General features: G+C 72.2%; 19 protein-coding genes and 1 pseudogene. 6 read left to right on the forward strand and 14 right to left on the reverse strand.

Annotated elements, in window-relative coordinates; all coding sequences use genetic code 11:
- Positions 1-95: 95 nt before the first annotated feature.
- A complete protein-coding gene (locus ABTY15_RS16670; RefSeq protein ID WP_350588676.1) occupies positions 96-578 on the reverse strand; it encodes a type 1 periplasmic-binding domain-containing protein in 483 nt (160 codons plus the stop codon).
- 615 nt (positions 579-1,193) lie between these two features.
- On the opposite strand from ABTY15_RS16670, the gene ABTY15_RS16675 reads away from it, so the two are divergent.
- A complete protein-coding gene (locus ABTY15_RS16675; protein WP_350588678.1) occupies positions 1,194-1,973 on the forward strand; it encodes a helix-turn-helix transcriptional regulator in 780 nt (259 codons plus the stop codon).
- Positions 1,974-2,032: 59 nt separating this feature from the next.
- Here ABTY15_RS16675 and ABTY15_RS16680 read toward each other — a convergent pair whose 3' ends face one another.
- The 8 genes from ABTY15_RS16680 to ABTY15_RS16715 all read right to left on the reverse strand — a co-directional run bounded on the left by ABTY15_RS16680 (position 2,033) and on the right by ABTY15_RS16715 (position 13,123).
- Positions 2,033-4,792 (reverse strand): helix-turn-helix transcriptional regulator, encoded by a 2,760-nt coding sequence (locus tag ABTY15_RS16680; protein ID WP_350588682.1) that lies wholly within the window; start codon positions 4,790-4,792, stop codon positions 2,033-2,035.
- Positions 4,793-4,815: 23 nt separating this feature from the next.
- The gene (locus tag ABTY15_RS16685; protein WP_350588683.1) at positions 4,816-5,772 is read right to left on the reverse strand and encodes an AraC-like ligand-binding domain-containing protein; all 957 of its coding nucleotides are present in this window, start codon (positions 5,770-5,772) and stop codon (positions 4,816-4,818) included.
- A 120-nt stretch (positions 5,773-5,892) separates the two neighbouring features.
- Entirely contained in the window at positions 5,893-6,711 is an 819-nt protein-coding gene (locus ABTY15_RS16690) for a carbohydrate ABC transporter permease (RefSeq protein WP_350588684.1), read from the reverse strand.
- 11 nt (positions 6,712-6,722) lie between these two features.
- Positions 6,723-7,646, reverse strand: a complete 924-nt coding sequence (locus ABTY15_RS16695; protein WP_502893519.1) for a carbohydrate ABC transporter permease — start codon at positions 7,644-7,646, stop codon at positions 6,723-6,725.
- The gene (locus ABTY15_RS16700; protein ID WP_350588685.1) at positions 7,618-8,871 is read right to left on the reverse strand and encodes a sugar ABC transporter substrate-binding protein; all 1,254 of its coding nucleotides are present in this window, start codon (positions 8,869-8,871) and stop codon (positions 7,618-7,620) included. The genes ABTY15_RS16695 and ABTY15_RS16700 overlap by 29 nt, the downstream gene beginning before the upstream one ends.
- A gap of 71 nt (positions 8,872-8,942) precedes the next feature.
- The gene (locus ABTY15_RS16705; protein ID WP_350588686.1) at positions 8,943-9,680 is read right to left on the reverse strand and encodes an alpha/beta fold hydrolase; all 738 of its coding nucleotides are present in this window, start codon (positions 9,678-9,680) and stop codon (positions 8,943-8,945) included.
- A 99-nt stretch (positions 9,681-9,779) separates the two neighbouring features.
- Positions 9,780-12,527 (reverse strand): helix-turn-helix transcriptional regulator, encoded by a 2,748-nt coding sequence (locus ABTY15_RS16710; protein WP_350588687.1) that lies wholly within the window; start codon positions 12,525-12,527, stop codon positions 9,780-9,782.
- Positions 12,528-12,664: 137 nt separating this feature from the next.
- Positions 12,665-13,123 (reverse strand): SsgA family sporulation/cell division regulator, encoded by a 459-nt coding sequence (locus tag ABTY15_RS16715; RefSeq protein WP_350588688.1) that lies wholly within the window; start codon positions 13,121-13,123, stop codon positions 12,665-12,667.
- A 608-nt stretch (positions 13,124-13,731) separates the two neighbouring features.
- Here ABTY15_RS16715 and ABTY15_RS16720 point away from each other — a divergent pair.
- Positions 13,732-14,619 carry a helix-turn-helix domain-containing protein gene (locus ABTY15_RS16720; RefSeq protein WP_350588689.1) on the forward strand — a complete coding sequence of 296 codons (888 nt, stop codon included), beginning with the start codon at positions 13,732-13,734 and terminating at the stop codon, positions 14,617-14,619.
- Positions 14,620-14,854: 235 nt separating this feature from the next.
- On the opposite strand, the gene ABTY15_RS16725 is transcribed toward ABTY15_RS16720, so the two are convergent.
- Entirely contained in the window at positions 14,855-15,691 is an 837-nt protein-coding gene (locus ABTY15_RS16725) for an alpha/beta fold hydrolase (RefSeq protein WP_350588690.1), read from the reverse strand.
- Between the two features lie 249 nt (positions 15,692-15,940).
- Here ABTY15_RS16725 and ABTY15_RS16730 point away from each other — a divergent pair, with 249 nt between their 5' ends.
- Positions 15,941-16,495: a Dps family protein gene (locus ABTY15_RS16730; RefSeq protein WP_350588691.1), complete on the forward strand. Its 555-nt coding sequence runs from the start codon at positions 15,941-15,943 to the stop codon at positions 16,493-16,495.
- A gap of 220 nt (positions 16,496-16,715) precedes the next feature.
- Here ABTY15_RS16730 and ABTY15_RS16735 read toward each other — a convergent pair whose 3' ends face one another.
- The 3 genes from ABTY15_RS16735 to ABTY15_RS16745 all read right to left on the reverse strand — a co-directional run bounded on the left by ABTY15_RS16735 (position 16,716) and on the right by ABTY15_RS16745 (position 19,589).
- Positions 16,716-17,357 (reverse strand): GPR1/FUN34/YaaH family transporter, encoded by a 642-nt coding sequence (locus ABTY15_RS16735; protein WP_350588692.1) that lies wholly within the window; start codon positions 17,355-17,357, stop codon positions 16,716-16,718.
- 177 nt (positions 17,358-17,534) lie between these two features.
- Entirely contained in the window at positions 17,535-18,959 is a 1,425-nt protein-coding gene (locus ABTY15_RS16740; protein WP_350588693.1) for a dihydrolipoyl dehydrogenase family protein, read from the reverse strand.
- A 147-nt stretch (positions 18,960-19,106) separates the two neighbouring features.
- Complete coding sequence (locus ABTY15_RS16745) at positions 19,107-19,589, reverse strand: DoxX family protein (RefSeq protein ID WP_350588694.1); 483 nt, start codon at positions 19,587-19,589, stop codon at positions 19,107-19,109.
- 172 nt (positions 19,590-19,761) lie between these two features.
- Between ABTY15_RS16745 and ABTY15_RS16750 the strand changes: the two are divergent.
- Positions 19,762-20,429 (forward strand): annotated as a pseudogene (locus tag ABTY15_RS16750) (RNA-guided endonuclease InsQ/TnpB family protein); the annotation flags it as partial.
- A 123-nt stretch (positions 20,430-20,552) separates the two neighbouring features.
- On the opposite strand, the gene ABTY15_RS16755 reads toward ABTY15_RS16750, so the two are convergent.
- On the reverse strand, positions 20,553-21,215 hold the full coding sequence (locus ABTY15_RS16755) for a hydrolase (RefSeq protein WP_350588695.1): 663 nt from the start codon (positions 21,213-21,215) through the stop codon (positions 20,553-20,555).
- A gap of 298 nt (positions 21,216-21,513) precedes the next feature.
- Here ABTY15_RS16755 and ABTY15_RS16760 point away from each other — a divergent pair, with 298 nt between their 5' ends.
- Both ABTY15_RS16760 and ABTY15_RS16765 read left to right on the forward strand, forming a co-directional pair.
- Complete coding sequence (locus ABTY15_RS16760) at positions 21,514-22,596, forward strand: LLM class flavin-dependent oxidoreductase (RefSeq protein ID WP_350588696.1); 1,083 nt, start codon at positions 21,514-21,516, stop codon at positions 22,594-22,596.
- Positions 22,597-22,613: 17 nt separating this feature from the next.
- Positions 22,614-23,237 carry an FMN reductase gene (locus tag ABTY15_RS16765; RefSeq protein ID WP_350588698.1) on the forward strand — a complete coding sequence of 208 codons (624 nt, stop codon included), beginning with the start codon at positions 22,614-22,616 and terminating at the stop codon, positions 23,235-23,237.
- Positions 23,238-23,282 lie beyond the last annotated feature (45 nt).

Raw genomic sequence — 23,282 nt, forward strand, 5'->3', positions numbered from 1 at the left:
TTATGGTCAAGCACGGATCGATGCTGTCGAAAGGCCTTCGTGAACGACCGAAGCCGCTGTCCGAGAGCCGGGAATCCGCCCACATTGAACGGCCGTCAGTTCTTCACAAGACGCGCCACTTCGGCGGACACCTGCGTGCGCGCATCGGACGGGTTCGCCACGGTCAGGCTCTTGGCATTGCCGTCGGCAGGCGCGATGCCCTGGCCACCCTGGAGGAGCAGGAACTGGACCTTCGGAAACGTGTGTGCCCCCTGCACCGCGGCCTGGACCTCGGCGTCTCCGGTCACCACCACGGCCTGGCAGCCGCCCACCGCCAACGACGCCAGGTACGGGGCGGCGTTGCCCGCGGTGTCCTCGCCGGCCGCCGCGAGGTAGCGGACCTGAATGTGGGTCTGGGTCGACGCGTCCTGAAGTCCGGCCCATGCCTGGGCCGACTGCGGATCAGCGAGCCCGTTCGACGGGGTGAGCAGGCAGGCCTGCGTGGGCTTGTACTCCCGAGCCCGCACGGGCTGTGGGGCCTGCTTGTCATCCTGCGGCCACAGCGCCACGGTTCCGGTCACCGCCACTGCGAGCAGCACCGCTGCCCCGCCCCACCACAGACCTCGTCCACCTCGGCGCATGCCTCGTTCCCTTCAGCCACCCGTCACGCCGGCGCCAAGGTGCGCCGGTCATCAGCCGTGGCAGCATAGGCGCAACGTGCGCGACAAGCCGCAGCGCGGCCCCGCGGCGGACGTGAGCGGGGGAGCGGGGGAGCGGACTGGGCGCGCTGGCGGAGGCCGGCGGCAACCGCTCCGGCACGGATCCGGCCGCCCTCGTCCAGCAGGCCGCGCTGTGCGCCCTGATGTGGCACGACGACACCACGCCGGAAGTGACCCAACAGGACCTGCTCGCCGCGCTGGCCGGACCTTCTCGCGGTGGTGCGGGCCGGTGAGTTCGCGAAGGGCCGCGACGGCGTCGTGCCGGGTGCGTAGTCGTGTCGACGGTCATGTGACGCATGCCTGTGCGTGAGGCTCCCTGCCACAGTGAGGTGCATGAGGCCGGCGGCGTGTCCTGACGCTGGGGACGGCCCGCAGGCGTTGCCCGCCGTCGCAGCTGCTCGCTACCGAGCCGTCGAGGCGGGTGTCGGCCTCGACCGCGCGATGGGTGTGCGGGTCCTGCTGCTTTCCGGGTCGCGATTCGACGGGAGAAGATCGATGACGACGATGTCCTGGCACATCCAGGCCGTCTCCCCGATGCCTCTGAGGGACGAGGGGTTTTTCCATCTGGCACTGACGGCCGACGATTCGATGATGACCACCAGCGATGGTGACGAGATCCCCTTGAAAGCGGGCGATCTCGTTTTCTTTGATCCGGGCCGGTCTCGCACCCCGAGGTTCGCCGATGACGGCCGGGTTACTGTCCTTCGTCTGCCCCGTCGCCTTCTGGAGCTGTCGGAAACGGACTGCGATCGCCTCACGGGAATGATCTCGGGAGGCGGTGGTGGCTTGGGTGCACTGGTGTCGAGTTGTCTGGCCGAGCTCACCACCGGGGTGCAGGATCACAGTCCGGAGACCGCCCACCGGCTCACCCGCACCACCGTGGATCTGCTCGTCGTCCTCGTCATGGAACTTCTCCAGGCGGAGCGAGAAGACCCTTCGACGGTTGCCCATGGTGAACTGATCACGCAGATCCAGAACTACATCGAGGATCACCTGACGGATCCGGACCTGTCGCCGTATTCGATCGCCCGTGCCAACCACATATCGGTCCGTTACCTCCACAAGATATTCCAGCAGGAGGGCATCACGGTGGGTCAGTGGCTGCGGCAGCGCCGGCTGGAATCCTGCCGGCGCGACCTGAGGCGCACACCGAACCGCAGGATCGCCGTCTCGGCGGTGGCGAATCGTTGGGGCTTTGTCAGTGCGTCGCACTTCAGCCGCATTTTCCGGGAAGAATACGGCATGAGCCCCAGCGAATGGCAGGCCCTGTCGTGATCACCCGGCACGTGGTCGAGAGGCGCATCGGGGGTGTCGGCGAGCGGGGAGGAGCAGGGCTATTCGCCGCCGAGGTCGGCCAGGTGCAGCTGGCCGCGGGAGGTGATGTCGAGCTTCTGGAAGATGCGGCGCAGGTGCTGGCCCACCGTGCGGTGGGAGATGAACAGGCGGGTTCCGATCTCGCGGTTGGTTATCCCGGTCGCCGCCATCCTGGCGATCTGGAGTTCCTGCGGGGTCAGGGTGTCCGCGGTGGACGGGGTGGCCCTGCGGACGGCTTCGCCCGCCGCGCGCAGTTCGGACCGCGCGTCCTGGGCGAAGACGGTGGCGCCCAGCGCGTCGAAGCTCTCCACGGCCGCCCGCAGGGGTCGGCGGGCCTCCAGGATGCGGCGCCGGCGGCGCAGCCATCGACCGTAGGACAGCTGCAACTGCGCTCGGTGGAAAGGCCAGTTGACCAGCAGCCTGTCGTCAAGGGCTTGCAGGTAGGAGGCCTCCGTCCGGTCGGTGGCGACGATCAGGGGGCGGGTGCGGGTGGCCATGGCCTTCAGGAGCGGGGCGGTCGTCTTCTCGGCCAGCGCAGTGAGCCGGGCGTGATGGCGCGCCGCGTCGTCGGCGCGGTCGGTGCGGACCGCGGCCTCGATGAGGTCCGCGGCGCCGAAGACGCCCAGGACCGGGTGGTGGGTGATGTCGGCCGGATCCAGCACCCGCGTCAGCTGCTCGTAGGCGTCGTTGTACTGCTTGTTGACCATGGCATGACGCCCCTTGGCGAACTGGGCGAAGCCGAGCATCGAGTGCGCTCCGGCGGAGAGCAGTTCCGCCTCGGCCGTCCGGATGAGTTCGTCCGCGGTGCCGGACTCTCCGCGTTCGCTCGCCAGGGTGGCCAGGACCAGGTCGGCGGCGCATGCCCACAGGGGTCGGCCGGTGTCGCGGGAGAGCCTGCGGGACTCGTCCGCCGCGGCGTGCGCCAGCCGGTGTTTGCCGAGGTGGAGCGCGGCCCACGCCTGGCACACGAGGGCTTCGCCGAGCAGTCCCAGGCGTCCCTGCCGGCGCAGGCCGTCCACGGCGGCACCGTGGTAGGGCCAGGCCAGGTCGAGTGCCCAGATCCCGGTGAGCGAGGAGCCCAGGGCGTGCTGTTCGGCCGGGTCGGCCACGGTCCCCGGAGCGATCCGGGTGGTCGTGTCGATGATCCGGGCCGCTTGGCCGACGGGGTCGCCCAGGGCGGCGACGGACAGGGCCATCGGGTCGCTGTCGTGCCGCTGGAGGCGCCGTGCCGCCTGGACGAACAGGTCGCGGGTCTCCTGCGTCGGGTTGTCGTGCCAGCACCTGATGGACAGGGGCCACAGCGCGTGGAGCGCGAGTGCGGCACCCGCACTGTCGGCACCGGCCAGCTGGTCCGCCACGTCGGCGAACGCCCTCACCCGCTCGGGGCCGAGCCAGCTCTCGTGGTTCAGCACCTCGCTCCACAGGGTGAGGCGCAGCCTCTCCTCGGTCCGGAGTTCCGCGGACCGTGCCTCGGCGAGCTGCCGGCGTGCCGTGGCGGCCTCGCCGAGATCGAAGTTGATCTCTGCCGTGCGCAGGAGGAGCCGGCCCCGGTGCGTGTGGGGGAGGCTGAAGAGGGCCGCCTGTCGCAGCGCCTCGGCCGCGGCTCGCGGGGCACCTCGGGTCAGTGCCCTGAGGGCGGCCTGTTCGAGGTCGAGCGCCACGTCGTCGTCCGCCCCGAGGGTCGCGGCCGCACGGTGCCAGGCCCTGCGTTCGGGCTGTCCGGCCAGTGCCCTCGCCAGTGCCGCGTGCGTGCCCAACCGTTGGGACGGGCCGGCGGCATGGTAGACGGCCGAGCGGACCAGGGGATGGCGGAAGTGCACCTCGTGCCCGCGGATCTCGAGCAGCCCCGCGTCGACGGCGGGCTCCAGGGCGGCGACCGGGAGGTCGCCGTCGACCAGGACCTTCGCGGCCTCGATGATCTCCGCGAGGTCGCCGCCGTCGTCGGCGGCGGCGACCAGCAGGACGGTCCGGGTGAGCTCGGGCAGGTCCGAGGCGCGGGCGAGGAAGGACCGCTCCAGGCGGCGGGTGGTCGGCACCAGGGGCAGCAGGGACGGCGGGCCGTTTCCGTCCCCGCGCAGCGCCGTCGGCAGTTCCACCAGTGCCAGCGGATTGCCGGCGGCCTCGGCCAGGATCCGTTGACCGAGGGAAGGGTCGAGCCCGGGCGTGCGGGCCTGTAGGAGCGCCGCCGCCGCGTCGTCGTCGAGCCGGTGGAGCTGCATCTCGGCCAGGCCGGCGTCGTTCAGCACGCTCTCGTGGCCCTCGCGGACGGCCGTGAGCAGGGCGACCCGGTCACCTTCGAGGCGTCGGGCGACGAAGGCGAGCACCTCGCCGCTCGCCCGGTCGATCCACTGCACGTCGTCGATCAGCAGGGCGACGGGGGCCTCGTGGGCCAGGCTGCTGATCAGCTCCAGTGCGGCCAGCCCGACGGAGAACATCCCCGGAGCAGCCCTGTCGTTCATGCCGAAAGCCGCGTACAGGGCCTGCCGCTGGGGCTCCAGGAGGGACGGAGCGTGGTCGGGCAGGATCGGAGCGAGCAGCTGGTGCAGCCCGGCATAGGGAACGGACGCTTCGGACTGCACGCCGAGCGCCGACAGGACCCGGCCGCCCTGTGCGAGGGCGGCTTCCCGGGCTGCGCCGAGGAGGACGGTCTTCCCGATGCCGGCCTCACCACGCAGCAGCAGGGCGTCGCCGGCGCCGTCGAAGCAGCGGGAGAGGAAGTCGGACAGGAACCGCAGTTCGCCATCACGCCCGTACAACACGTCCCCGTCCGAAGTCACCACCGCGAGAGCGTCGGCTCGCCCGGTCATTGTGCCTGGTTGCTGCCGATCTGCCAGTCCCTGGGGGGCATGCCGTAGGCGGCGCGGAAAGCGCGGCTGAAGTGGCTGGAGTTGGCGAAGCCCCAGCGGCGGGCGATGCCTGCTACGCCGAGTTCCGCGGCGACCGGGCGGAGGAGGTCGCGGCTGCAGCGTTCCAGGCGTTGGGCGCGGATCCAGCTGCTGACCGTGGTGTTCTCGAGGTGGAAGAGCTTGTGGAGGAATCGGACCGATATGAAGTTGGCCTCCGCGATCGTGGACGGGCGGAGGTCCGGGTCGCGGAGGTTGCGCAGGATGTGGTCCTTGACCCGTTCCAGGGAGGCCGCGTTCCGTGGGGCCTGTTGGCGGGATCGGCCGGAGCGGTCGTCGACCAGGAGGGCCAGCAGGTCGAGTGCGGTGCCCGCAGCCCGGCGGCCGACGGCCTCGTCCAGGACCTGTGCCTCGCGCGCCATCCGGGAGAGGTAGGTGGCGACCAGGGCGGCGCTGCCCTCGGTGCCGCTGAAGGCGGTGGCGGTCAGTGCTCGGAGATCCCGTTCCGAGACGTCCAGCTCCGCGCGGGGGAAGTGGAAGGAGGTGAAGACGAAACCCTCTTCGATCTTCTTCCGGAAGACCCGGGAGGTGTCGGTGATGGAGAACTCGCCCGGTCGGATGACCGACTCCCTGCCGTCCTGCTCCTTGAGCGCGGTGCCGCGCTCCTGGAGGCTGAGGATCAGCGACGGGGGGCCGTCGTCGGCGATCATGCGTCGGGTGCGCGTCACCACCTGCGGTCCCGCCTGGACCCGCAGTATCCGGACCGGGCCGAGTCGGTGGCCGACGATCGTCCCGGGTGACGGCACCTCCTCCAGGAGGTCCACGGCCATCGGCACGAAGGCGTGGGACACCGCCTCGTGCCAGCTCTCCGCCCGGTCGGAGGCGGACAGTCGCGCGGTGGAGAGAGATGCGGGCACCGGGTTCCTCTCGGGTCGGTCGGCCACCGGTGGCCCCGTCCACCGCTGTGCCTTCCGGACCACCATGCCAGCGGGCCCGGGGCGGGACATCGCGTGAACCTACTAGATCGGGGGTGACCCTCACTTGACGGCCGCACCGGTGGCGGCGCCGGTGACGTGGCGCTGGGCGACGACGAGCAGGACGGCGGCGGGTACGGACGCCAGGACGGCGGTGGCCATGACGGCGTTCCAGTGGTTGGTGTGGGCGCCGAGGTACTGGTAGACGCCCAGGGTGATCGGCCGCACGGTGTCCGTGGTGGTCAGGGTGAGGGCGAAGAGGAAGTCGCTCCAGGCGAGGAGGAAGGTGAAGACGCCAGCTGTGATCAGTGCGTTCCGGCTCAACGGGAGCACCACGGAACGGAAGACGCGCAGTCGGCCGGCGCCGTCCATCCGCGCGGCCTCGATGACCTCCTCGGGGATGCTCCGCATGAACGAGTGCAGGACGACGATCGCGAAGGGGACGCCAGCGGTGGAGTCGGCGAGGACCAGCCCGAGGTGGGAGTTCAGGAGCCCCAGGTCGTTGTAGGCACCGTAGAGCGCGTTGGCCACCACGACGCTCGGCACCGCCTGGGTGGCCAGGACGCCGAGGAGTGCGACCTTGCTGCCGCGCAGGCGGAACCGGGCCAGCGCGTGGGCCGCCGGTGCGGCGAGAGTCAGGCTGAGCAGCGCGCTGCCGAGGGCCACCACGAGGCTGGTGAGGAGGTTGCGCCCCTGGTCGCGCAGCGCGGTGGCGTATCCGCTGAGGTCCGGGTGGAGCGGGAACCATCCTCCGCGCAGGGTGTTGCCGGCCGGCTGGAGGGAGGCGTTCACCATCCAGTAGACGGGGAACAGCATCAGCGCGAGCAGGACGATCCCGACGAGGGTGGACAGCGGACCGCCGCGGCCGGGTGGGCGTTTCACGGGAGCGCCTCTCAGACGGACCGGGCGCGTCGGTCGGCGCGCAGGTGGAGGACCGCGAACACCAGCGAGAGGACGACGAGCAGGTTGCTCATCGCGGCGCCGCGCCCGAAGTCGAACTGCCGGAAGGACAGTTCGTAGGACCGGGTGGCGATGGTCTCGGTGGCCCCGGCCGGTCCTCCGCCCGTGACCACCAGGATGACGTCCAGCACCTTGACGGTGTAGACCGTGCCCAGCACGAGCACCACGCCGACCACCGGCCGCAGCAGTGGCCAGGTGATGTGGCGGAACGAGGCCAGGGGGCCGGCGCCGTCCAGCTTCGCCGCCTCGTACAGGTGCGGGGGGATGTCCTGCAGACCGCCGTACAGGATCGCGGTGTTGAAGGGGACGCCGACCCAGATGTTGACCAGGACCACCGACAGCAGCGCCTGGGAGGTGCCGGTGAGCCAGGGAACGCCGGACGACGTGAGGTGGAGGCCGCGCAGCACCGCGTTGACGACTCCGGTGTCGGGGTCGAGCATCCACTTCCAGGTGGTTCCGGAGGCGACCAGCGGCAGCAGCCACGGCACCAGCAGGAGTGACCGCAGCACGCCGCCGAGCGGGAACCGGCGCCGGAAGAACAGGGCGAAGGCCAGGCCGAGGACGAACTGCCCCAGGACCGAGCCGGCCGTGAACACTGCCGTGGTCAGCAGGGTCCGGGGGAAGGCGGTGGAGGAGAGGACCGCCGCGTAGTTCCGCAGGCCCGTGAACGGGGCGTCACCGGTGTAGAAGCTCGTGACGGTGTACTGCTGGAAGCTCATCACGACGTTGTCGACGACCGGGTAGCCGAAGAACAGCAGCAGGTACGCCGCGGCGGGCGCGACGAACAGCCACCGGGTCCATCGCTGCCCGCGCCGGACCGGCGACGGGTCAGTGGCCCGTGGCGATCTGCTGCGCATGGCTGAGGGCTTCCTCCGGCGTCTGTTCACCCGTCAGCGCGGACTGGATCGCGGTGTAGATCCCCGTCGCCGCCCTGGGCCACTCGACGCCGAGCTCGCTGGTACGGGCGCGCGCCACCGTCACGCTCCGGGCGAAGGCGGCCGTCGACGGGTTCGCCTCGGCGTGCTGGGCGGCCACCGCGGTGCGGGAGGGCACGGTGCGGTGCTCCTGGGCCAGGGTGAGCATGTTCGAGGGGGAGTTCAGGCAGGCGAGGACCTGGGCGGCCTTCTGCTGCCGGGCTTTGGAAGGGCTCTGCGGGACGGTCCACACCTCGCCGCCGAGCGGGGTGACCGGGGGCTGCCCCGGCCGGGGGACGGGAACGGGGGCAACTCCCCAGTGCAGGTTCGCGTCCTGCTCCAGGGCCGGGATGCGCCAGGGGCCGTTGATCATCATGGCCGTCCGCCCGGCGACGAACTGGTCGTGGACGTCGGCCTGGGTCCAGTTCAGCACCGACTTCGACATGGAGCCGCCGTTCACCAGGTCGACCCAGAGCTGGAGCGCCTGCGCGGCCTGAGGGGTGTCCAACTGCCGTTCGTCGCCGCCGTTGGACCAGAGGAAGGGCAGGAACTGCCAGGTGCCCTCGAAGGTGGCGTTCGCGTCGACCGCCATGCCGTAGCGCCCGGGACGGGTCAACTCGGCCGCGGCCGCCTTCAGTTCGTCCCAGGTCCGCGGGACGGCGACGCCGGCCTCGGCGAGCATGTCCTTGTTGTAGATCAGGGCGACGGTGCTGACGTTGGGGGCCAGCCCGTACAGCTTGTCCTGGTAGGTGCCCGCCGACACGATGCCCGGGGCGAAGCCGTCGGCGTCGATGCCGTAGCCGTCCAGCGGGGTCAGCGCGCCGGTCCGGGCGATCTGCTGTAGGTCGGGGTTGTCGAGCATCAGCAGGTCGGGGAGGGTCCGTGAGGACGCCTGCTGGAGGACCTTGGGGACCAGGGACGCCCCCGGGACGCTCGTCTGCTCGACCCGCACCCCGACCGTCCGGCCGCACGCGGTGAGCAGGTCGCCCCACTGGGCGTGTTCGGCCTGGTCGGTGTAGTAGTCGAGTGCGGTGATGGCGGTGACCTCTCCCCCGGCCGGCCCGGAACCGGTGCGGTGACCGCACCCGGTGGCGGCCGGCACCAGGAGGAGGAGCCCGGTCAGGAGGGCGGCGATCCGCCGAGCCGACGATCTGGCCGGTGAGATCATGCTGGTGCCTTTGCCGGGTGTCTCGGGGTCGGGGGGCGGGGTCCAATCGGACTCTTCCGTTCGAACGCACATTAAACACCCCCCGGAGTACCCATGGCGTGCCCGGTGGCCTCCCGGATCATCGCCACCACGGCTTCGGGCCGCGACAGCGGGACGGCGTGCGAGGCGTCCAGCACGTACTCGGTGGCCGCCATGCGTTGGGCCATGAAGCGCTGGGCGGCGGGGTTGAGCATCCGGTCGGCGGTCGCGATGGCGTACCAGGACGGCTTGTCCGCCCAGGCCGGCGAGCCCGATCGGTCGGTCAGCGCGCCGCAGGCCACCGGGCGTTGGGCTGCGGCCAGCGCCTGCCCGGCCGCGGGCGACAGGTCGTCGGCGTACAGCTGCCGGAACCGCTCCGCGCGGATGTACACCTCGCTGTCGGGGCCGAAGGGGAGGGCGGTGGCGACGGTGGCGTCGGCCAGGGCGGAGGGGGCGAAGCGGTTGGTGATGTCCAGCAGGCACTCACCGGCGTCGAGGCCGAACGCGGCGACGTAGCACAGGGCCACCACCTGGTCGGTGTCGTCGGTCGGCTGGGTGATGACCGCGCCGCCGTAGCCGTGGCCGACCAGGACGGCGGGGGTGTCGAGCCCGCGCAGCAGGCTCCGGACGCACGCGGCGTCATGCGCCAGGCCGCGCAGCGGGTTCGCGGGGGCGTGCACCGTCAGGCCGGCGGCGCGCAGCGGGCCGATGACCTCGGACCAGGACGAGGCGTCGGTGAATGCCCCGTGCACCAGCACGACGGTCGGTGGAACGGGGGTGGGTGTGTGCATGCCGATGGCCTTCGACTGGGCGGCGGAGCGGGACAGGGAAGTCCCAGCCAAGCCGGTCCGGCCGTGGCGGGCATCGCGTGAACGTACCAACGAGCCCGCTCAGGCCTCGGGGAGGGCGGCGACCAGGTTGGCGAGCTGGACCCGGGAGCCGATCGACAGCTTGCGGAACACGGACGACAGATGGGTGTTGACGGTGTGCGGGGACACCACCAGTACGTCGGCGGCCGACCTGTTGGTGTGGCCCTGGGCGATGAGGCGGGCGACCTTCTCCTCCGAGGCCGTGAGGGCACCCCAGCCCTGGACGGGGCGCTGCACGGTCGTCGTCCGGCGGGTGTCGGTGCCGGCGTCCGCCAGGACGCGTTGGACCTGTGCCGCCGCGGCGTGGGCGCCCGACTCGGCGAACGTGTCCCGTGCGTGCGCCAGCGCGGCCACCGCCCGGCGTCGTCGCCCCGCGCCCAGGAGGGCCCGGCCGAGATCGGCGTGGGCGGCGGCCCGGGTCAGCGGGCGGGGGCTCGCCCCGAGCAGGTCCACGGCGTGTTCGAGCTCGGCGGGGTCGTTCCGTACGAGCCCGCGGGCCTGCGCCGCGATGCCGGCGGCGGTCGGCACGGACGGGTTGCGTCCGGCGTGGGCCTCGGCCTGCGCGGCCAGGTCCTCGGCGAGCTGCTGCTCCCCGCCGCGCAGGGACATCCGGACCGCGGCGTCGACCCAGTCGCGCAGCAGCCGCCACCGCATGAACGGACCTTGCTGCTGTACCCGGCGGATCCGGTCGACGGCGAGTGCGACGTCCCCGTCGGCCTCGGCGTGGACGGCCTCCAGGAAGCGCACCGCGGCCGTGTTGCCCGGGTTCGGTTTGACGGCCAGTTGCTCCCGGGCGGCGAGCAGGTGCTCCCGGGCCGCCTCGCGGTCGCCGCGCAGCAGGGCGATCCGGGAGCGGATCACCCGACCGTTCAGCTGTTGGACGGGCACCCGTACCTCGTCCTCCAGGCGCTCCATGGTCACGAAGTCGGCCTCGGCGTCGTCGAGCCGGCCGAGCCCCAGGTCGTGCTGGCCCTGGGCCCACAGCAGCATGGCCTGACGCACCGCACCGCCCCGGTCCGCCGACCGGAGGAGCAGGCGCTCACCGGAGGTGAAGTCGTCCACGTGCACGTGCGCGACGACCTCCTCGGGGAGGAAGGCGGAGTCGATGGCGCTGAGCGCGGCGAAGCGTTCCAGCGCGACCGCGTTCTCCCCCGCGTTCAGCGCGATCTCGCCCAGCCCGGACAGGGCCAGTACGTGGGCCTCCCGGTCGCCGATCGCGGTGGCGGTCCGCAGCGCGGTCTCGCCGGCCTCCCGTGCCGCGGCCAGGTCAGGGCCCCGGGACAGGGCCAGGGCGCGCAGGGCGGCCAGCCGGGCACAGACCTCCGGGGCGGAGCCGCCGGCGGCGAGTGCGGCTTCGGCCCGGCGGCGCAGTTCGTCGGCGAGGTCCATGGTCCACAGCGCCCCGCCCAGGGCGGACTGCAGCCGGCCGAAGGTCTCCAGCGGCGGCCGGGTGGCCAACAGCCGGTCGCCGATCTCCAGCGCCTCGCGGTTGCGGCCGGCCCGGGTCAGGCAGAGGATCGTCTGCTCGCCCACGTCGAACGTCAACTGCCCTGTCGGCGGGGACAGTTCGAGGGCTCGTAGCATCAGGTCGGCCGCCGGGCCGGGGGTGACCGCCAGCACGTCGTCGGCCGCTCGCCGCAGCAGTGCCACGGCCTCCTCGTCCCCGGGCACGGCGCCCCGGAGGATGTGCGGCACGGCGTCGGCGGGCTGCCGGCCCGCGGTGACCAGGCGGCGGGCGGCCTCGCGGTGCAGGGCCTTCCGGGCCGACGGCGGGATGTCGGCGTAGACCGCCTGGCGCAGCAGGTCGTGCCGGAAGACCAGCTGGTCGCCGTCGTCGTCCAGGAGCCCGGCGCGCACCGCTTCCTCGAGCGCCGGGAGCAGGGCGGCGGCCGGGCGGTCGCAGAGCGCGGCGGCGTCGTCGAAGCCGAACCGGCGGCCCAGCACCGCGCCCATCTGGAGGAAGCGCAGCGTGCCGGGCTGGAGGGACCGGAGCCGACCGCGCACGCCGACCACGAGCCGGGAGGGCATGACGTCCTGCGAGGCGTCGGCGGCCCGCAGCCCGGCCAGCATCTCGACCGCCAGGAACGGGTTCCCGCCGGCGCCGTCGAGCAGGTCCCGCACCCACGTGTCGACCGCCGGCCCGAGCGTGTCGTCCGCCAGTTGACCGATGGCCGCGCCGGACAGCGGGCCCAGCGACACCGTGACGGTCGGAAGGTTGCCGGCGGCGCCCGCCACGATCTCCTCCGCCGGGCCCGCGGGCTCGCGGCGCCCGGTCAGCATCCACAGGACCGGCGAGGTCCGCAGGCGGGTCGGCAACTGCTGGAGGGCGAACCGGCTCAGCGCGTCGGCCCACTGCACGTCGTCCAGGCCGATCAGCACCGGCGCGTCGGTGGCCCGGGCCTCGATCGCCTCGGCCAGGCGCTCCACGAGCCAGATCCGCTGGTCGTGGTTGCGGGCGAGGTCGGCGAGGTCGTCGCCGGACAGCAGCGGCCGGTCGCCGTGCAGGATGCTGGCCGCCAACGACGAGAGCGGCACGATGTGGTGCAGTTCATCGGCCTTGCCGAGGCCCACGGAGAACCCCGCCGCGGCGGCCCGGGAGACGGCCTCGGCGAGCAGGGTGGTCTTGCCGATGCCCGGTTCCCCCTGGATCAGGGCCAGTCCGCCACTCCCGGTGCCGGCCACCGAGGTGATCAGCGCCTGGAGCTGTGCGAGTTCGGCCTCCCGGCCGCGCAGACCGCGATGGGACAGCGGACCGCCTGACCCTGCCATTCGAGCTTCTTCCCGTCCACCCCCGCCGACCGGAGTCGGGTCCCGGCCGTGCCGTTGTCCCGGCCGTGCCGTTGTCGCTTCCAGAGGGTACGCGGTGGTGGTCGGCCGTTGCACCGCAGGTGGCGGCAGCGGGACCCTCAGCCGGTGTGGCCGGGCAGCACGGCGTCCCAGTCGATCGCGTCGGCTTCGGTACCCGGGGGGACGAGGGCGAAGGTCTCCCGGCGGAGCCAGCGACGCACCTGACGGGACGGGAGGTCGATCAGGACGACCTCGTCGCGGTTGCGGAGCATGACGCGCAGGGCCGCCCGGCCGTGGCAGGTGCAGGGGGGCCAGATCCGGACGTCGCCGTGGCCGGCCGGCCGCTGCAGTCCCTCCCAGAGGAGGTCGCGGGAGAACTGCCAGACGCCCGCCTCGGCGGCGGGCCCGAGGAACTCGAGCGCGACGGCGATCGGGTCGTCGCTGCGGTAGCCCAGGCGCACGGGGACGTCGAGGGACTCGTGCTCGCCCAGGACGAGTCGGGCGTCGAGGAGGATCTCGGTGCAGGCGGCCTCCGGGCGGGGCTTGGGGGAGCTGGGCAGCGACTGGTGGGCAGGCATGGATTTCTCCTGGGGCGGTGTCGGGGTGGTCGTCGGGGCGGGTGCCGGCGCCGGGTACGCGAGGGGTGGGGCTGAGCGGGGCGGTGCGGTGGTCCAGCCTCGGCCCCGGGAACTGCCGTGGACACAGGGGCGGCGGACCCGCCGTTCAGGCTAGGAACGGGGGTCGGCGCGGGATGTTCCGGTGGTGCACGGCGACGTGACGGCCCGTGCACCTTCCCGGCCGCCGGACCGGCCGGGAAACGGGTTCGTCGGGGCCGTTCACGTGGTCGGGGAGCGGTGCGGTCGGGCGGTCTCACCGACCGTCGTCGCTCCGGTGCCGGTGGCCGAACTCCGCTGCCCTGCCAGCGCTTTGGTCTTCAGCCTGAGGTGCCGTCAAGGCGTTCTCCGCGGAGTGGACGCCCCTCGGGATGAGCGCCGTCCGGGTCGGGCGGAGCCGCCGGAACCGCCGTTCGTCGGCTGTTTGTCCGGCCGTTCCACTCCTTGTATGAATGGCGCCAGAAGAACTTCCCCTCCTGAGCGCCCCATTGCCGGCGCCGCCGCCCCGCCGTGCGGCGAGCCGCCCTCGCCAGCCTGCGCACAGCACCACTTCCAACCGGTCGGAGTCCCCCGTGAACCAGTCGGGTCCCTCGCCCACGCTCGAAACCCCCGCGCCCGAAGCCGAAACCCACCTGCTCGACCAGGCCGCCCGCGGCGGGGGCAACGGCTGCATCGACATCCTCTCCCCGCCGCCCGGAACCGATCCCGAGGACTGCCTCTACGTCGCCCTGCACGTCGAGGGTGCGGCCTCCGTTCGACGCGGAGGTGCCAGCACCGTGCTGGCCCCGGGGGACCTGCTGATCAGCGCCACCCCGTACCCGGCGGGCCTGTTGCAGGACTCCGAGTGCCGGATGGTCCGCTTCCGCGTCCCCTGCTTCTACCTGGGCGTCCGGCAGGGCGATGTCCGGCGTGCGGGCGGGCTGATGGCGCGGGGGAACGAGGGGATCGGCTCGCTCGCCTCCCAGTTCCTCCGCACCCTGGCCACCCAGCCGCGGGCTCACCGGGCCGGGCCGGGCCACCACCTCGCGCTCAGCGCCTCCGACATCGTCGCCATCCTGGTGACCGAGCTGCTCGACCGGGAGGACCCGGAACACCCCAACGGCGCGAGCGAGTTGCTGTCCCGGATCCGCGTCCACATCGAGCAGAACCTCGCCGACCCGAACCTCTCGCCCAGATCGATCGCCCGCTCGCAGCACATCTCGGTGCGCTACCTCCACAAGCTCTTCCAGCAGGACGGGATGACCGTGGGCCAGTGGGTGCGGCGGCGTCGGCTGGACGCCTGCCGTCGGGAGCTGGGGCGCCCGTCCCGTCGGCAGGCCAGTGTGTCCGCCGTCGCGCACCGCTGGGGCTTCGTCAGCCACTCCCACTTCAGCCGGGCGTTCCGCGACGCCTTCGGCGTCTCGCCCCGTGAGTGGCAGGCCTACGCCGCCCGGACCGAGGGCCACGACCCTGCCTCCTGATCCCTCCACCCGGTGCCGTCCGAACGCCGGTGCAGGGCGTCGACGCCGTGCACCTGGCTGCACCGCCGGTCCCGGTGTGCGGTGCAGCGTCACGGTGCGCGCCCGGCGCCCGTGGGGAACGGGCGCCGGGCGCGGGTCAGTGGTCGGTACCGCGGTCGCCGGCCGGGCCCGGGGCCGGCGACCGCGCTACCGACGGCGGGGCGGACGGCCGCCGTCGGTAGCGCGGTCGCCCGGGTCACTTCGCGAGGAAGGCGAGCAGCGCGGCGTTGACCTCCTCGGCGTGGGTCCAGAGCAGGCCGTGCGGCGCGCCCTCGATCTCCACGTACTCGGCGGACGGCAGCGCCCGGTGGAACGGCCGGCCCGTGTTCTCCACCGGCAGGATCCGGTCGCCGGTGCCGTGCAGGATCAGGGCGGGGACGTCGATGCGCGGGATGTCCGCGCGGAAGTCCGTGTACCAGGTGGTCGGGGCGGCCGAGGCGGCGAAGGAACCGCCGCTCGCGGCGACGTCCCAGCTGTTGCGGACGGCCTCCTCGCTGATCCGGCTGCCGAGGTTCTCGTCCAGGTTGTAGAAGTCCTGGTAGAAGGCGGTGTAGTAGGCGTACCGGTCGGCCTTCACGGCGGCGACGATGCCGTCGAAGAAGTCCTTCGGGGCGACGCCGTCCGGGTTGTCGTCGGTCTTGAGCAGGCAGGGCTCCAGGGAGGCCAGGAAGGCGACCTTGGCGATCCGGGCCGAACCGTAGGTGGAAACGTACCGGGCGACCTCGCCGGTGCCCATCGAGAAGCCGACCAGCACGGCGTCCCGCAGGTCGAGGGTCTCCAGCACGGTGTTGAGGTCCGCGGCGAAGGTGTCGTAGTCGTAGCCGGTGGTCGGCTGCGAGGACTGGCCGAAGCCGCGCCGGTCGTAGGTGATGACCCGGTAGCCGGCGGCCAGCAGCTCGGCGCTCTGCCGCTCCCAGGAGTGTCCGCTCAGCGGGAATCCGTGGATCAGGACGACCGGCTGCCCGGTGCCGTGGTCCTCGTAGTAGAGGTCGATGGAGGTGGAGTTCTCCTGGCCAACGGTGATGAACGGCATGGTTCTTCCTGTCTCTCGGTCAGCGGGTGGCTGCGATGGGACTCACGCTAGGGGCGGCCGTCGCCGGCTTGTTGCCTCGGAGAGCACCCGGTGTCGCCCGAGAGTGCTCCGGTTGCCCGGCGACCCGCCCGGGCCCAACTCCCGAGCGGGTGCACGGAAGGAACGCAGGCGGTGCGCCGTCGGAACAGTCCGGGGCCCGCGCGTTCCTAGCCTGATCCCCGAACAGCCCGGCCATTTCCCAGGAGTACCATGAACAGCCAGCCACACCTCCACCAACACGGCGCGGAGATCCAGGAGTTCGGCACCGTCACCCAGTTGCCGATCGCGCTCTCCCACGACGCCCGGCAGTACTCGTGCCAGCGGCTCAACCGCGTCCTCGCGGACACCCAGTTCCTGTACTCGCTGTACAAGAAGTGCCACTGGGGCATGCGCGGGCCGACCGCCTACCAGCTGCACCTGCTCTTCGACAAGCACGCCCAGGAGCAGCTGGAGCTGGTCGACGCGCTCGCCGAACGGGTGCAGACGCTCGGTGGCGTCGCCGTGGGCGACCCCCGGCACGCCGCGCTGATCACCGGGGTGCCGCGCCCGCCGGACGGCGTGGAGGACGTGCACTCGATGCTCTCGCGCCTGCTCGACGCCCACGAGACCATCCTCGCCGACGTCCGCGACGCCGCCACCCGCACGGCGGAGCTCGGCGACGACGGCACCCAGGACCTCCTGGTCTCCCAGATCATCCGCACCGGCGAGACCCAGGTCTGGTTCCTCGCCGAGCACCTGGTCGTCACCCCCGAGACCGGGGCGTGACCGCGGGCCGGGACCGTTCGTCGGCGGGCCCGGCCCGCTCAGTGCCGGGTCCGTTCGTCGGCGGGCCCGGCACTTTCCGTGCCGTCCACCGACTCCGGGGCGCGGACTCCGCAGGCCGTGGAAGAAACGCGATTCGGCTGTGCTCGTACCCGGTCCTCGGGTACGGGCACAGCCGAATCGCGTCCCGCCGTCGGAGCCGGGCGGTTGGAGGGGCCACCGACTACAGGGTCCGGCGCACACCCGCCTGCTGTTCCAGCCGGTGCAGCTGGTCGGCCAGTCCCGCGTGCATGGCGTCCCGTACCGGACCGCTGCGTCCGATCCACAGGGCCTCCCTGCCGCGGAGCTCCTCCAGCATCAGGGCGTAGGCGGCGTACATCGCGACCGCCGCGAGGAGCATGCCGAGTGCTCCGGCGGCGTGGCCCAGCCAGGCCGCGCCCGAGAGGCCGTAGACGCCGGCCACGAAGTAGCGCGGTACGGCGGTCAGCAGGAGCAGCCACAGCACCTTCTTCGGCTTGGCCACCGATGCCATCAGCGCGGCGAAGACCGTGAACGCCAGGTTCAGCACGCCGAGCACCTGCGCCCCGCCGTGGGCGTCCGCCGCCGTGACCAGGCCGTTGGCCAGCCAGGCGCCGGCGAATCCGCCCATCAGCGTCGCCGCGATGACGTCACGGGCGCCGAACGCGAGGATGCTGACCAGGAGTTGGAGCACGAAGGCGGAGAAGACCGTGAGCGCCACGGCCTGCCGGTTCGCACCGTCGATCAGGCCGAGCTGGAGGCTGCTGGTCACGACGGAGGAGATGGCCACCGTGAAGAAGCCCAGGGGCATCGGCGAGGCGATGGGCCGCAGGGTGATCCGTGTCATGGCGTGCAGGTTCGGCTCGGCTCCGGTACCGGCCACCGTCGGGTCCGGTTCGCGTACCCGCTCGTCTTCTCTCGTTGCCGCCACCATCAATTCGCTCCTTGCTCTCGGTACTTCGTGTCCTCGGGGCGACCGCCGACAGGGCGGCCGCTCGCTTGCTCTTCGACGTCGGCTGCGACTTCAGCCGCGATAGGTCTCCAGGAGGCGCAGCCAGACCTCGCTGATGGTCGGGTAGGCGGGTACCGCGTGCCAGAGCCGGCTGAGCGGCACCTCGGCGGTGACGGCGACGGTCGCCGAGTGCAGCAGCTCCGCGACCCCGGGACCGACGAAGGTGGCCCCCACCAGGGTTTCCCGGTCCAGGTCGATGACGGCCCGTGCCCGGCCTCGGTATCCGTCGGCGTGAAGCGAGGCCCCCGCCACGTCGCCGATGTTGTAGTCGACGGCCCGCACCCGCAGGCCCCGTGCGGTCGCGTCGGCGAGGGTGAGACCGACCGAGGCCGCCTCCGGGTCGGTGAAGACCGCCTGGGGCGCGCCGGCCCGGTCGGCGGTTGCGACGCTGCGCCCCCAAGGGGCGACGTCCAGTTCCCGGCCGACCGCCCGGTCGGCGATCGCCGTGCCGAACACCCGGGCCTGGTACTTGCCCTGGTGGGTCAGCAGCGCGCGGCCGTTCACGTCGCCGGCGGCGTACAGCCAGCCGCCGTCCACGCCGACGGCCAGCCCGGTGTCGTCCACCTCTATCCACCCGCTGGGTTCCAGGCCGACCGTCTCCAGCCCCAGGTCTTCGGTGGCGGCCCTTCGCCCGGTGGCGAACAGCACCTCGTCGGCCCGCAGTTCACCGTGTTCCCCGAGGTCCAGGACCACCTCGCGGTCGCGGGTCAGGCCGCGGACCGACACCCCGGTCCGTACGTCAACACCGGACTCCCGAAGGGCGGCGGCGACGAGGTCGCCCGCGAAGGGTTCCATCCGGGGCAGCAGCCCGGACCCGCGGACGAGCAGGGTCACCCGGCTGCCCAGTGCGCTCCAGGCCGTGGCCATCTCCGCGGCGACGACGCCGCCGCCGACGACGGCCAGTCGGGCGGGGACGTCGGCGGAACTGGTCGCCTCCCGGCTCGTCCAAGCACCCGTGCGCTCGAGGCCCGGAAGGTCGGGCAGGGCGGCGCGGGTGCCGGTGCAGACCGCCACGGCGTGGCGCGCGGTCAGGACGCGGCGAGCTCCGTCGGCGCCGTCCACCAGCACGCGCCGCGGGCCGTCCAGCCGGCCGTTCCCGCGGACCAGTGTGATCCCGGCGGAGTCCAGCCAGGCCACCTGGCCGTGGTCCTGCCAGTGCGAGGCGAAGCCGTCGCGCCGACGCAGTACCGCCGTGGCGTCCGGAGCGCCCGTGACGGCCTCCCGGGCGCCGCGCAGCCGCCGGGCGTCCCGCAGGGCGGCCGGTGGGCGGAGCATCGCCTTGCTCGGCATGCAGGCCCAGTACGAGCACTCGCCTCCGACGAGCTCCCGCTCCACGATCGCCACACTCAGCCCGCCTGCTCGCGCGCGATCGGCGAGGTTCTCCCCGGTCGGACCGGCGCCGAGCACCACGACGTCGAACTCTTCGGTTCCACTCATCTGTCTGCCGTCTCCTCGTCACCCCCCTGGGGATGGCGATCGTTCACGAATCGAATGGGTCGGCCGTCGGCGTTCCCGCGTTCCGGCGGCCCCGGGTCCCTGGACGGCGCGCTGCCAGGGGCCCGGGACCGTTCGGTCGCAGCCGCCTCAGGTGCGGTGCAGGGCGAGCCGGGTGGCCAGGCCGCCGCCCACCCCGGCGACCACGGCCGCGGGCAGCCACCACAGCGGCCAGTGCGCCAGGCCGAGGGCGCCGTCGGCCGACCACTGGCCGGGGCCGGTGGCGGTCAGCGCCGCGCCGATGACGATCAGGACGAACGGGAACTCGTACCCGTCGTGCTGCACCCACAGCCCGTGCGGCCACTTGACCGTCAGGGCGACCGTCATCACGCCCATGAGGCCCGCGCCGGCCAGTGGGGTGAGCAGGCCGGCGGCCAGCATCAGTCCGGCGCCGATCTGGGTGCCGCCGGCGGCCAGCGCGGTGAGCCTGCCGCCGCGGAAGCCGTCGCCCCGGAACTCGGCGCTGCCGCCCTCCAGGCCGCCGCCACCGAGGTGGAAGCTGATCTTCTGGACGCCGTGGCCCGCGATCAGCAGGCCGGCGACCAGGCGCAGCAGGAGAAGGCCGGTGTTCATCGGGGTCCTTTCGTGGATACCCCCGGCTTCAGCCGGGGGTGGGGGTACCTCCCGCTTGCGGGGGAGAAACGAAACTCCTGCGGAGCAGGGCAAGGAGCTGCGATTCGCCGTCAAGGCGGACCGCAGTGCTCTGACCCGCAGATGATCCTTAACCTGTAGAACCCGCCAGTTTGTGAGCGTGACCACGAACTACGTGAAGCGGGCGTTCAAGTACCGCTTCTACCCGACCGACGCGCAGGCGGCTGAGCTGTCGCGCACGTTCGGATGCGTTCGCAAGGTCTACAACCTGGCGTTGGCGGCCCGCACTGAGGCGTGGACGATGCGTCAGGAGCGGGTCAACTACAACGCCACCTCGGCCATGCTGACCGGGTGGAAGAAGACCGAGGAACTGGCCTACCTGTCCGAGGTCTCCAGCGTCCCGTTGCAGCAGACGCTTCGGCACTTGCAGGGGCGTTCGGGAACTTCTGGGCGAAGCGGGCGAAGTACCCGACGTTCAAGTCCCGGAAGAAGTCCCGGAAGTCCGCCGAGTACACCACCAGTGGTTTCCGGTACCGGGACGGCAAGCTGACCTTGGCGAAGATGGCCGAGCCGCTGGACAGCGTGTGGTCCCGGCCGATTCCGGAAGGCGCGTCGCCGTCCACGGTGACGGTGTCGCAGGACAGCGCGGGCCGCTGGTTCGTCTCCATGCTGTGCGACGACCGGCCCGTGATGCCTGATGCCCCCACCGGTTCGGCGGTCGGCATCGACGCGGGTGTCACCGCGCTGGTGACGCTCTCCACCGGAGAGAAGATCACCAACCCGAAGCACGAACACTCCGGGCGGGCAGTCGTCGGTGAAGCAGGAAGTCGTCCCAGCACCCCGCACACGCGGGGTGTCTCAGCCGCGAGGCTGAGGGGAATGGAATCCCCCTCCTTCAGGAGGGGGAGAATGTCAAGTCGGACTCCGTCGGTTCGGTGCGGTCCGTCAGCCGGCGGCGTGCGGGTCGATCATGGAGTGGGCGTAGACCAGGCCCAGGCCGTAGGCGCCGCCGTGCTCCTTGACCAGCTCGGTCACCGGGACGTAGGTCTCGGCGCGGGCCCAGTCGCGCTGGAGCTCCAGCAGGACCTGGATCCAGGTGACGGGCACGGCGCCGGCGGCGGTCATCCGCTGCAGGGCGTGCTCGTGGGCCAGCGGGCTGACGCCGCCGGAGGCGTCGGCGACGACGTAGACCTCGTAGCCCTGGTCCAGCGCGGAGAGGGCCGGCAGGACGAGGCAGACCTCGGTCCACAGGCCGGAGAGGATGATCTTCTTGCGGCCGGTCGCCTTGACCGCCTCGACCAGGGCTTCGTCCTCCCAGGCGTTCATCGTGGTGCGGTCGATGACGTCCTGGTCGGGGAAGACGGCCCTCAGCTGCGGGAGGAGCGGGCCGGAGAAGGACTCGGCGGCGACGGTGGTCAGCACGGTCGGTACGTCGAAGATCTTCGCGGCCTTCGCCAGGCCGACGGTGGCGTTGATGATCGCGGTGCGGTCGCCGCTGCCGGTGCCGAAGAACATCTGCGGCTGGTGGTCGACGAACAGCATCATCGCGTTGTCGGGGGTCAGCAGGTCGGGGCTCGGAGCGGCGTGGACGTTGGCGAAGTCGACCATTGGTCTTCTCTTTCCTTGGGAATGCCGTGAATTGGCGTGACATCAGGCGACCGTTCCGGATCGCCGGGGCGCCTCGTCCAGCGACGCTAGTGCGGGCCGCCCCGGGTGTTCTGCTCGCTGTGCGCCCGGGATTGTCCTGACAACGCACGACAGGCCGGGGCCGAGCCGGCTGAGCGGTTCAGTGCGCTGCGGGGCCATTGGTCATGCGCTGCGGACGTCCTTCGCGCGTCGCCGGCTGCCTAGGTTTCGCCGGGCGGCCCCGTCGGGCCGCGATCAGTCAGCGGAAAGGTGGCAACCCATGCAGTTCGGGATATTCAGCGTCGGCGACGTGACCGTCGACCCGACCACGGGACGGGCGCCGACCGAGCGCGAGCGCATCAAGGCGATCCTGGCCATCGCGCTCAAGGCCGAGGAGGTCGGCCTGGACGTCTTCGCCACGGGCGAGCACCACAACCCGCCGTTCGTCCCGTCCTCGCCGACGACCATGCTGGGCTGGATCGCCGCGAGGACCGAGCGGATCATCCTGTCCACCGCGACCACGCTGATCACCACCAACGACCCGGTGAAGATCGCCGAGGACTACGCGATGCTGCAGCACGTGGCCGACGGCCGTGTCGACCTGATGCTCGGGCGCGGGAACACCGGCCCGGTCTACCCGTGGTTCGGCCAGGACATCCGCCAGGGCATCCCGCTCGCGGCGGAGAACTACGCGCTGCTGCACCGGCTCTGGCGCGAGGACGTGGTCGACTGGGAAGGCCGCTTCCGCACCCCGCTGCAGGCCTTCACCGCCACGCCCAGGCCGCTGGACGGCGTGCCGCCGTTCGTCTGGCACGGCTCGATCCGCAGCCCCGAGATCGCCGAACAGGCCGCGTACTACGGCGACGGCTTCTTCCACAACAACATCTTCTGGCCCCAGGAGCACACCCGGCGGATGGTCGCGCTCTACCGCAGGCGTTTCGCCCACCACGGCCACGGCACGCCCGAGCAGGCGATCGTCGGCCTCGGCGGGCAGGTGTTCATGCGCAAGAACTCCCAGGACGCGGTGCGCGAGTTCCGCCCGTACTTCGACAACGCGCCGGTGTACGGGCACGGGCCCTCGCTGGAGGAGTTCACCGAGCAGACCCCGCTGACCGTCGGCAGCCCGCAGGAGGTCATCGAGCGCACCCTCGGCTTCCGCGAGGCCGTCGGTGACTACCAGCGCCAGCTGTTCCTGATGGACCACGCCGGTCTGCCGCTCAAGACGGTGCTGGAGCAGCTCGACATCCTCGGCGAGGAGGTCGTGCCCGTCCTCCGCGAGGAGTTCGCCAAGGGCCGGCCCGCGACCGTTCCGGACGCCCCCACCCACGCCACGCGCCGGGACAACGTCCCCGCCGCCTCCTGACCAGGACGGAGTCCCCCATGGAACCGAACTCGCCGATCACGCTCGCCGTGATCTCGGGCGGGCTCAGCCAGCCCTCGTCCACTCGCCTGCTCGCGGACCGCCTCACCGAGGCCACCAGCGGCCACCTGGCCCGTGCCGGCGGTGAAGTCCGGGTGCGCCTGCACGAGTTGCGCCCACTGGCCACCCCCATCTCGCACCACCTGCTCTCCGGCTTTCCCACCCAGGCACTGGGCGCCGCGCTGGAGGAGGTGAGCACGGCGGACGCGCTGATCGCCGTGTCCCCGATCTTCTCGGCCTCCTACAGCGGCCTGTTCAAGTCGTTCTTCGACCTGCTCGAACCCGGCGCCCTGGCGGGCAAGCCGGTGCTGATCGGCGCGACGGGCGGCACCGCGCGCCACTCCCTGGCCCTGGAACACGCGATGCGTCCGCTGTTCGCCTACCAGCGTGCGCTCATCGCGCCGACCGCGGTCTTCGCGGCGTCCGAGGACTGGGGCGGCACGGGCGACACGCACACCGACAGCCTGCCGGTGCGGATCGAACGGGCCGGGGGAGAGCTCGCGGCGCTGGTCCTCGCGGCCCTGGCGAATCCGCGGCCGGCCGGCGGCCCGGCGGTGACTCCCTCCGCACTCGGCTTCCACTGACCCTGCGCACACCCGCGACCCCCACCGCCGAACACCACCGAACGA

It is taken from the genome of Kitasatospora sp. NPDC097643 (assembly GCF_040302625.1).
In the GTDB taxonomy this organism is placed as follows: Bacteria; Actinomycetota; Actinomycetes; order Streptomycetales; family Streptomycetaceae; genus Kitasatospora.

What these genes read in the sequence shown, in the direction of transcription:
- ABTY15_RS16675 (WP_350588678.1), top strand. Translation starts at nt 1,194, where the DNA reads ATGACGACGATGTCCTGGCACATCCAGGCCGTCTCCCCGATGCCTCTG.
- ABTY15_RS16695 (WP_502893519.1), bottom strand. Translation starts at nt 7,646, where the DNA reads ATGCGCAGCAGATCGCCACGGGCCACTGACCCGTCGCCGGTCCGGCGC.
- ABTY15_RS16700 (WP_350588685.1), bottom strand. Translation starts at nt 8,871, where the DNA reads ATGATCTCACCGGCCAGATCGTCGGCTCGGCGGATCGCCGCCCTCCTG.
- ABTY15_RS16705 (WP_350588686.1), bottom strand. Translation starts at nt 9,680, where the DNA reads ATGCACACACCCACCCCCGTTCCACCGACCGTCGTGCTGGTGCACGGG.
- ABTY15_RS16710 (WP_350588687.1), bottom strand. Translation starts at nt 12,527, where the DNA reads ATGGCAGGGTCAGGCGGTCCGCTGTCCCATCGCGGTCTGCGCGGCCGG.
- ABTY15_RS16715 (WP_350588688.1), bottom strand. Translation starts at nt 13,123, where the DNA reads ATGCCTGCCCACCAGTCGCTGCCCAGCTCCCCCAAGCCCCGCCCGGAG.
- ABTY15_RS16725 (WP_350588690.1), bottom strand. Translation starts at nt 15,691, where the DNA reads ATGCCGTTCATCACCGTTGGCCAGGAGAACTCCACCTCCATCGACCTC.
- ABTY15_RS16730 (WP_350588691.1), top strand. Translation starts at nt 15,941, where the DNA reads ATGAACAGCCAGCCACACCTCCACCAACACGGCGCGGAGATCCAGGAG.
- ABTY15_RS16735 (WP_350588692.1), bottom strand. Translation starts at nt 17,357, where the DNA reads ATGACACGGATCACCCTGCGGCCCATCGCCTCGCCGATGCCCCTGGGC.
- ABTY15_RS16740 (WP_350588693.1), bottom strand. Translation starts at nt 18,959, where the DNA reads ATGAGTGGAACCGAAGAGTTCGACGTCGTGGTGCTCGGCGCCGGTCCG.
- ABTY15_RS16745 (WP_350588694.1), bottom strand. Translation starts at nt 19,589, where the DNA reads ATGAACACCGGCCTTCTCCTGCTGCGCCTGGTCGCCGGCCTGCTGATC.
- ABTY15_RS16755 (WP_350588695.1), bottom strand. Translation starts at nt 21,215, where the DNA reads ATGGTCGACTTCGCCAACGTCCACGCCGCTCCGAGCCCCGACCTGCTG.
- ABTY15_RS16760 (WP_350588696.1), top strand. Translation starts at nt 21,514, where the DNA reads ATGCAGTTCGGGATATTCAGCGTCGGCGACGTGACCGTCGACCCGACC.
- ABTY15_RS16765 (WP_350588698.1), top strand. Translation starts at nt 22,614, where the DNA reads ATGGAACCGAACTCGCCGATCACGCTCGCCGTGATCTCGGGCGGGCTC.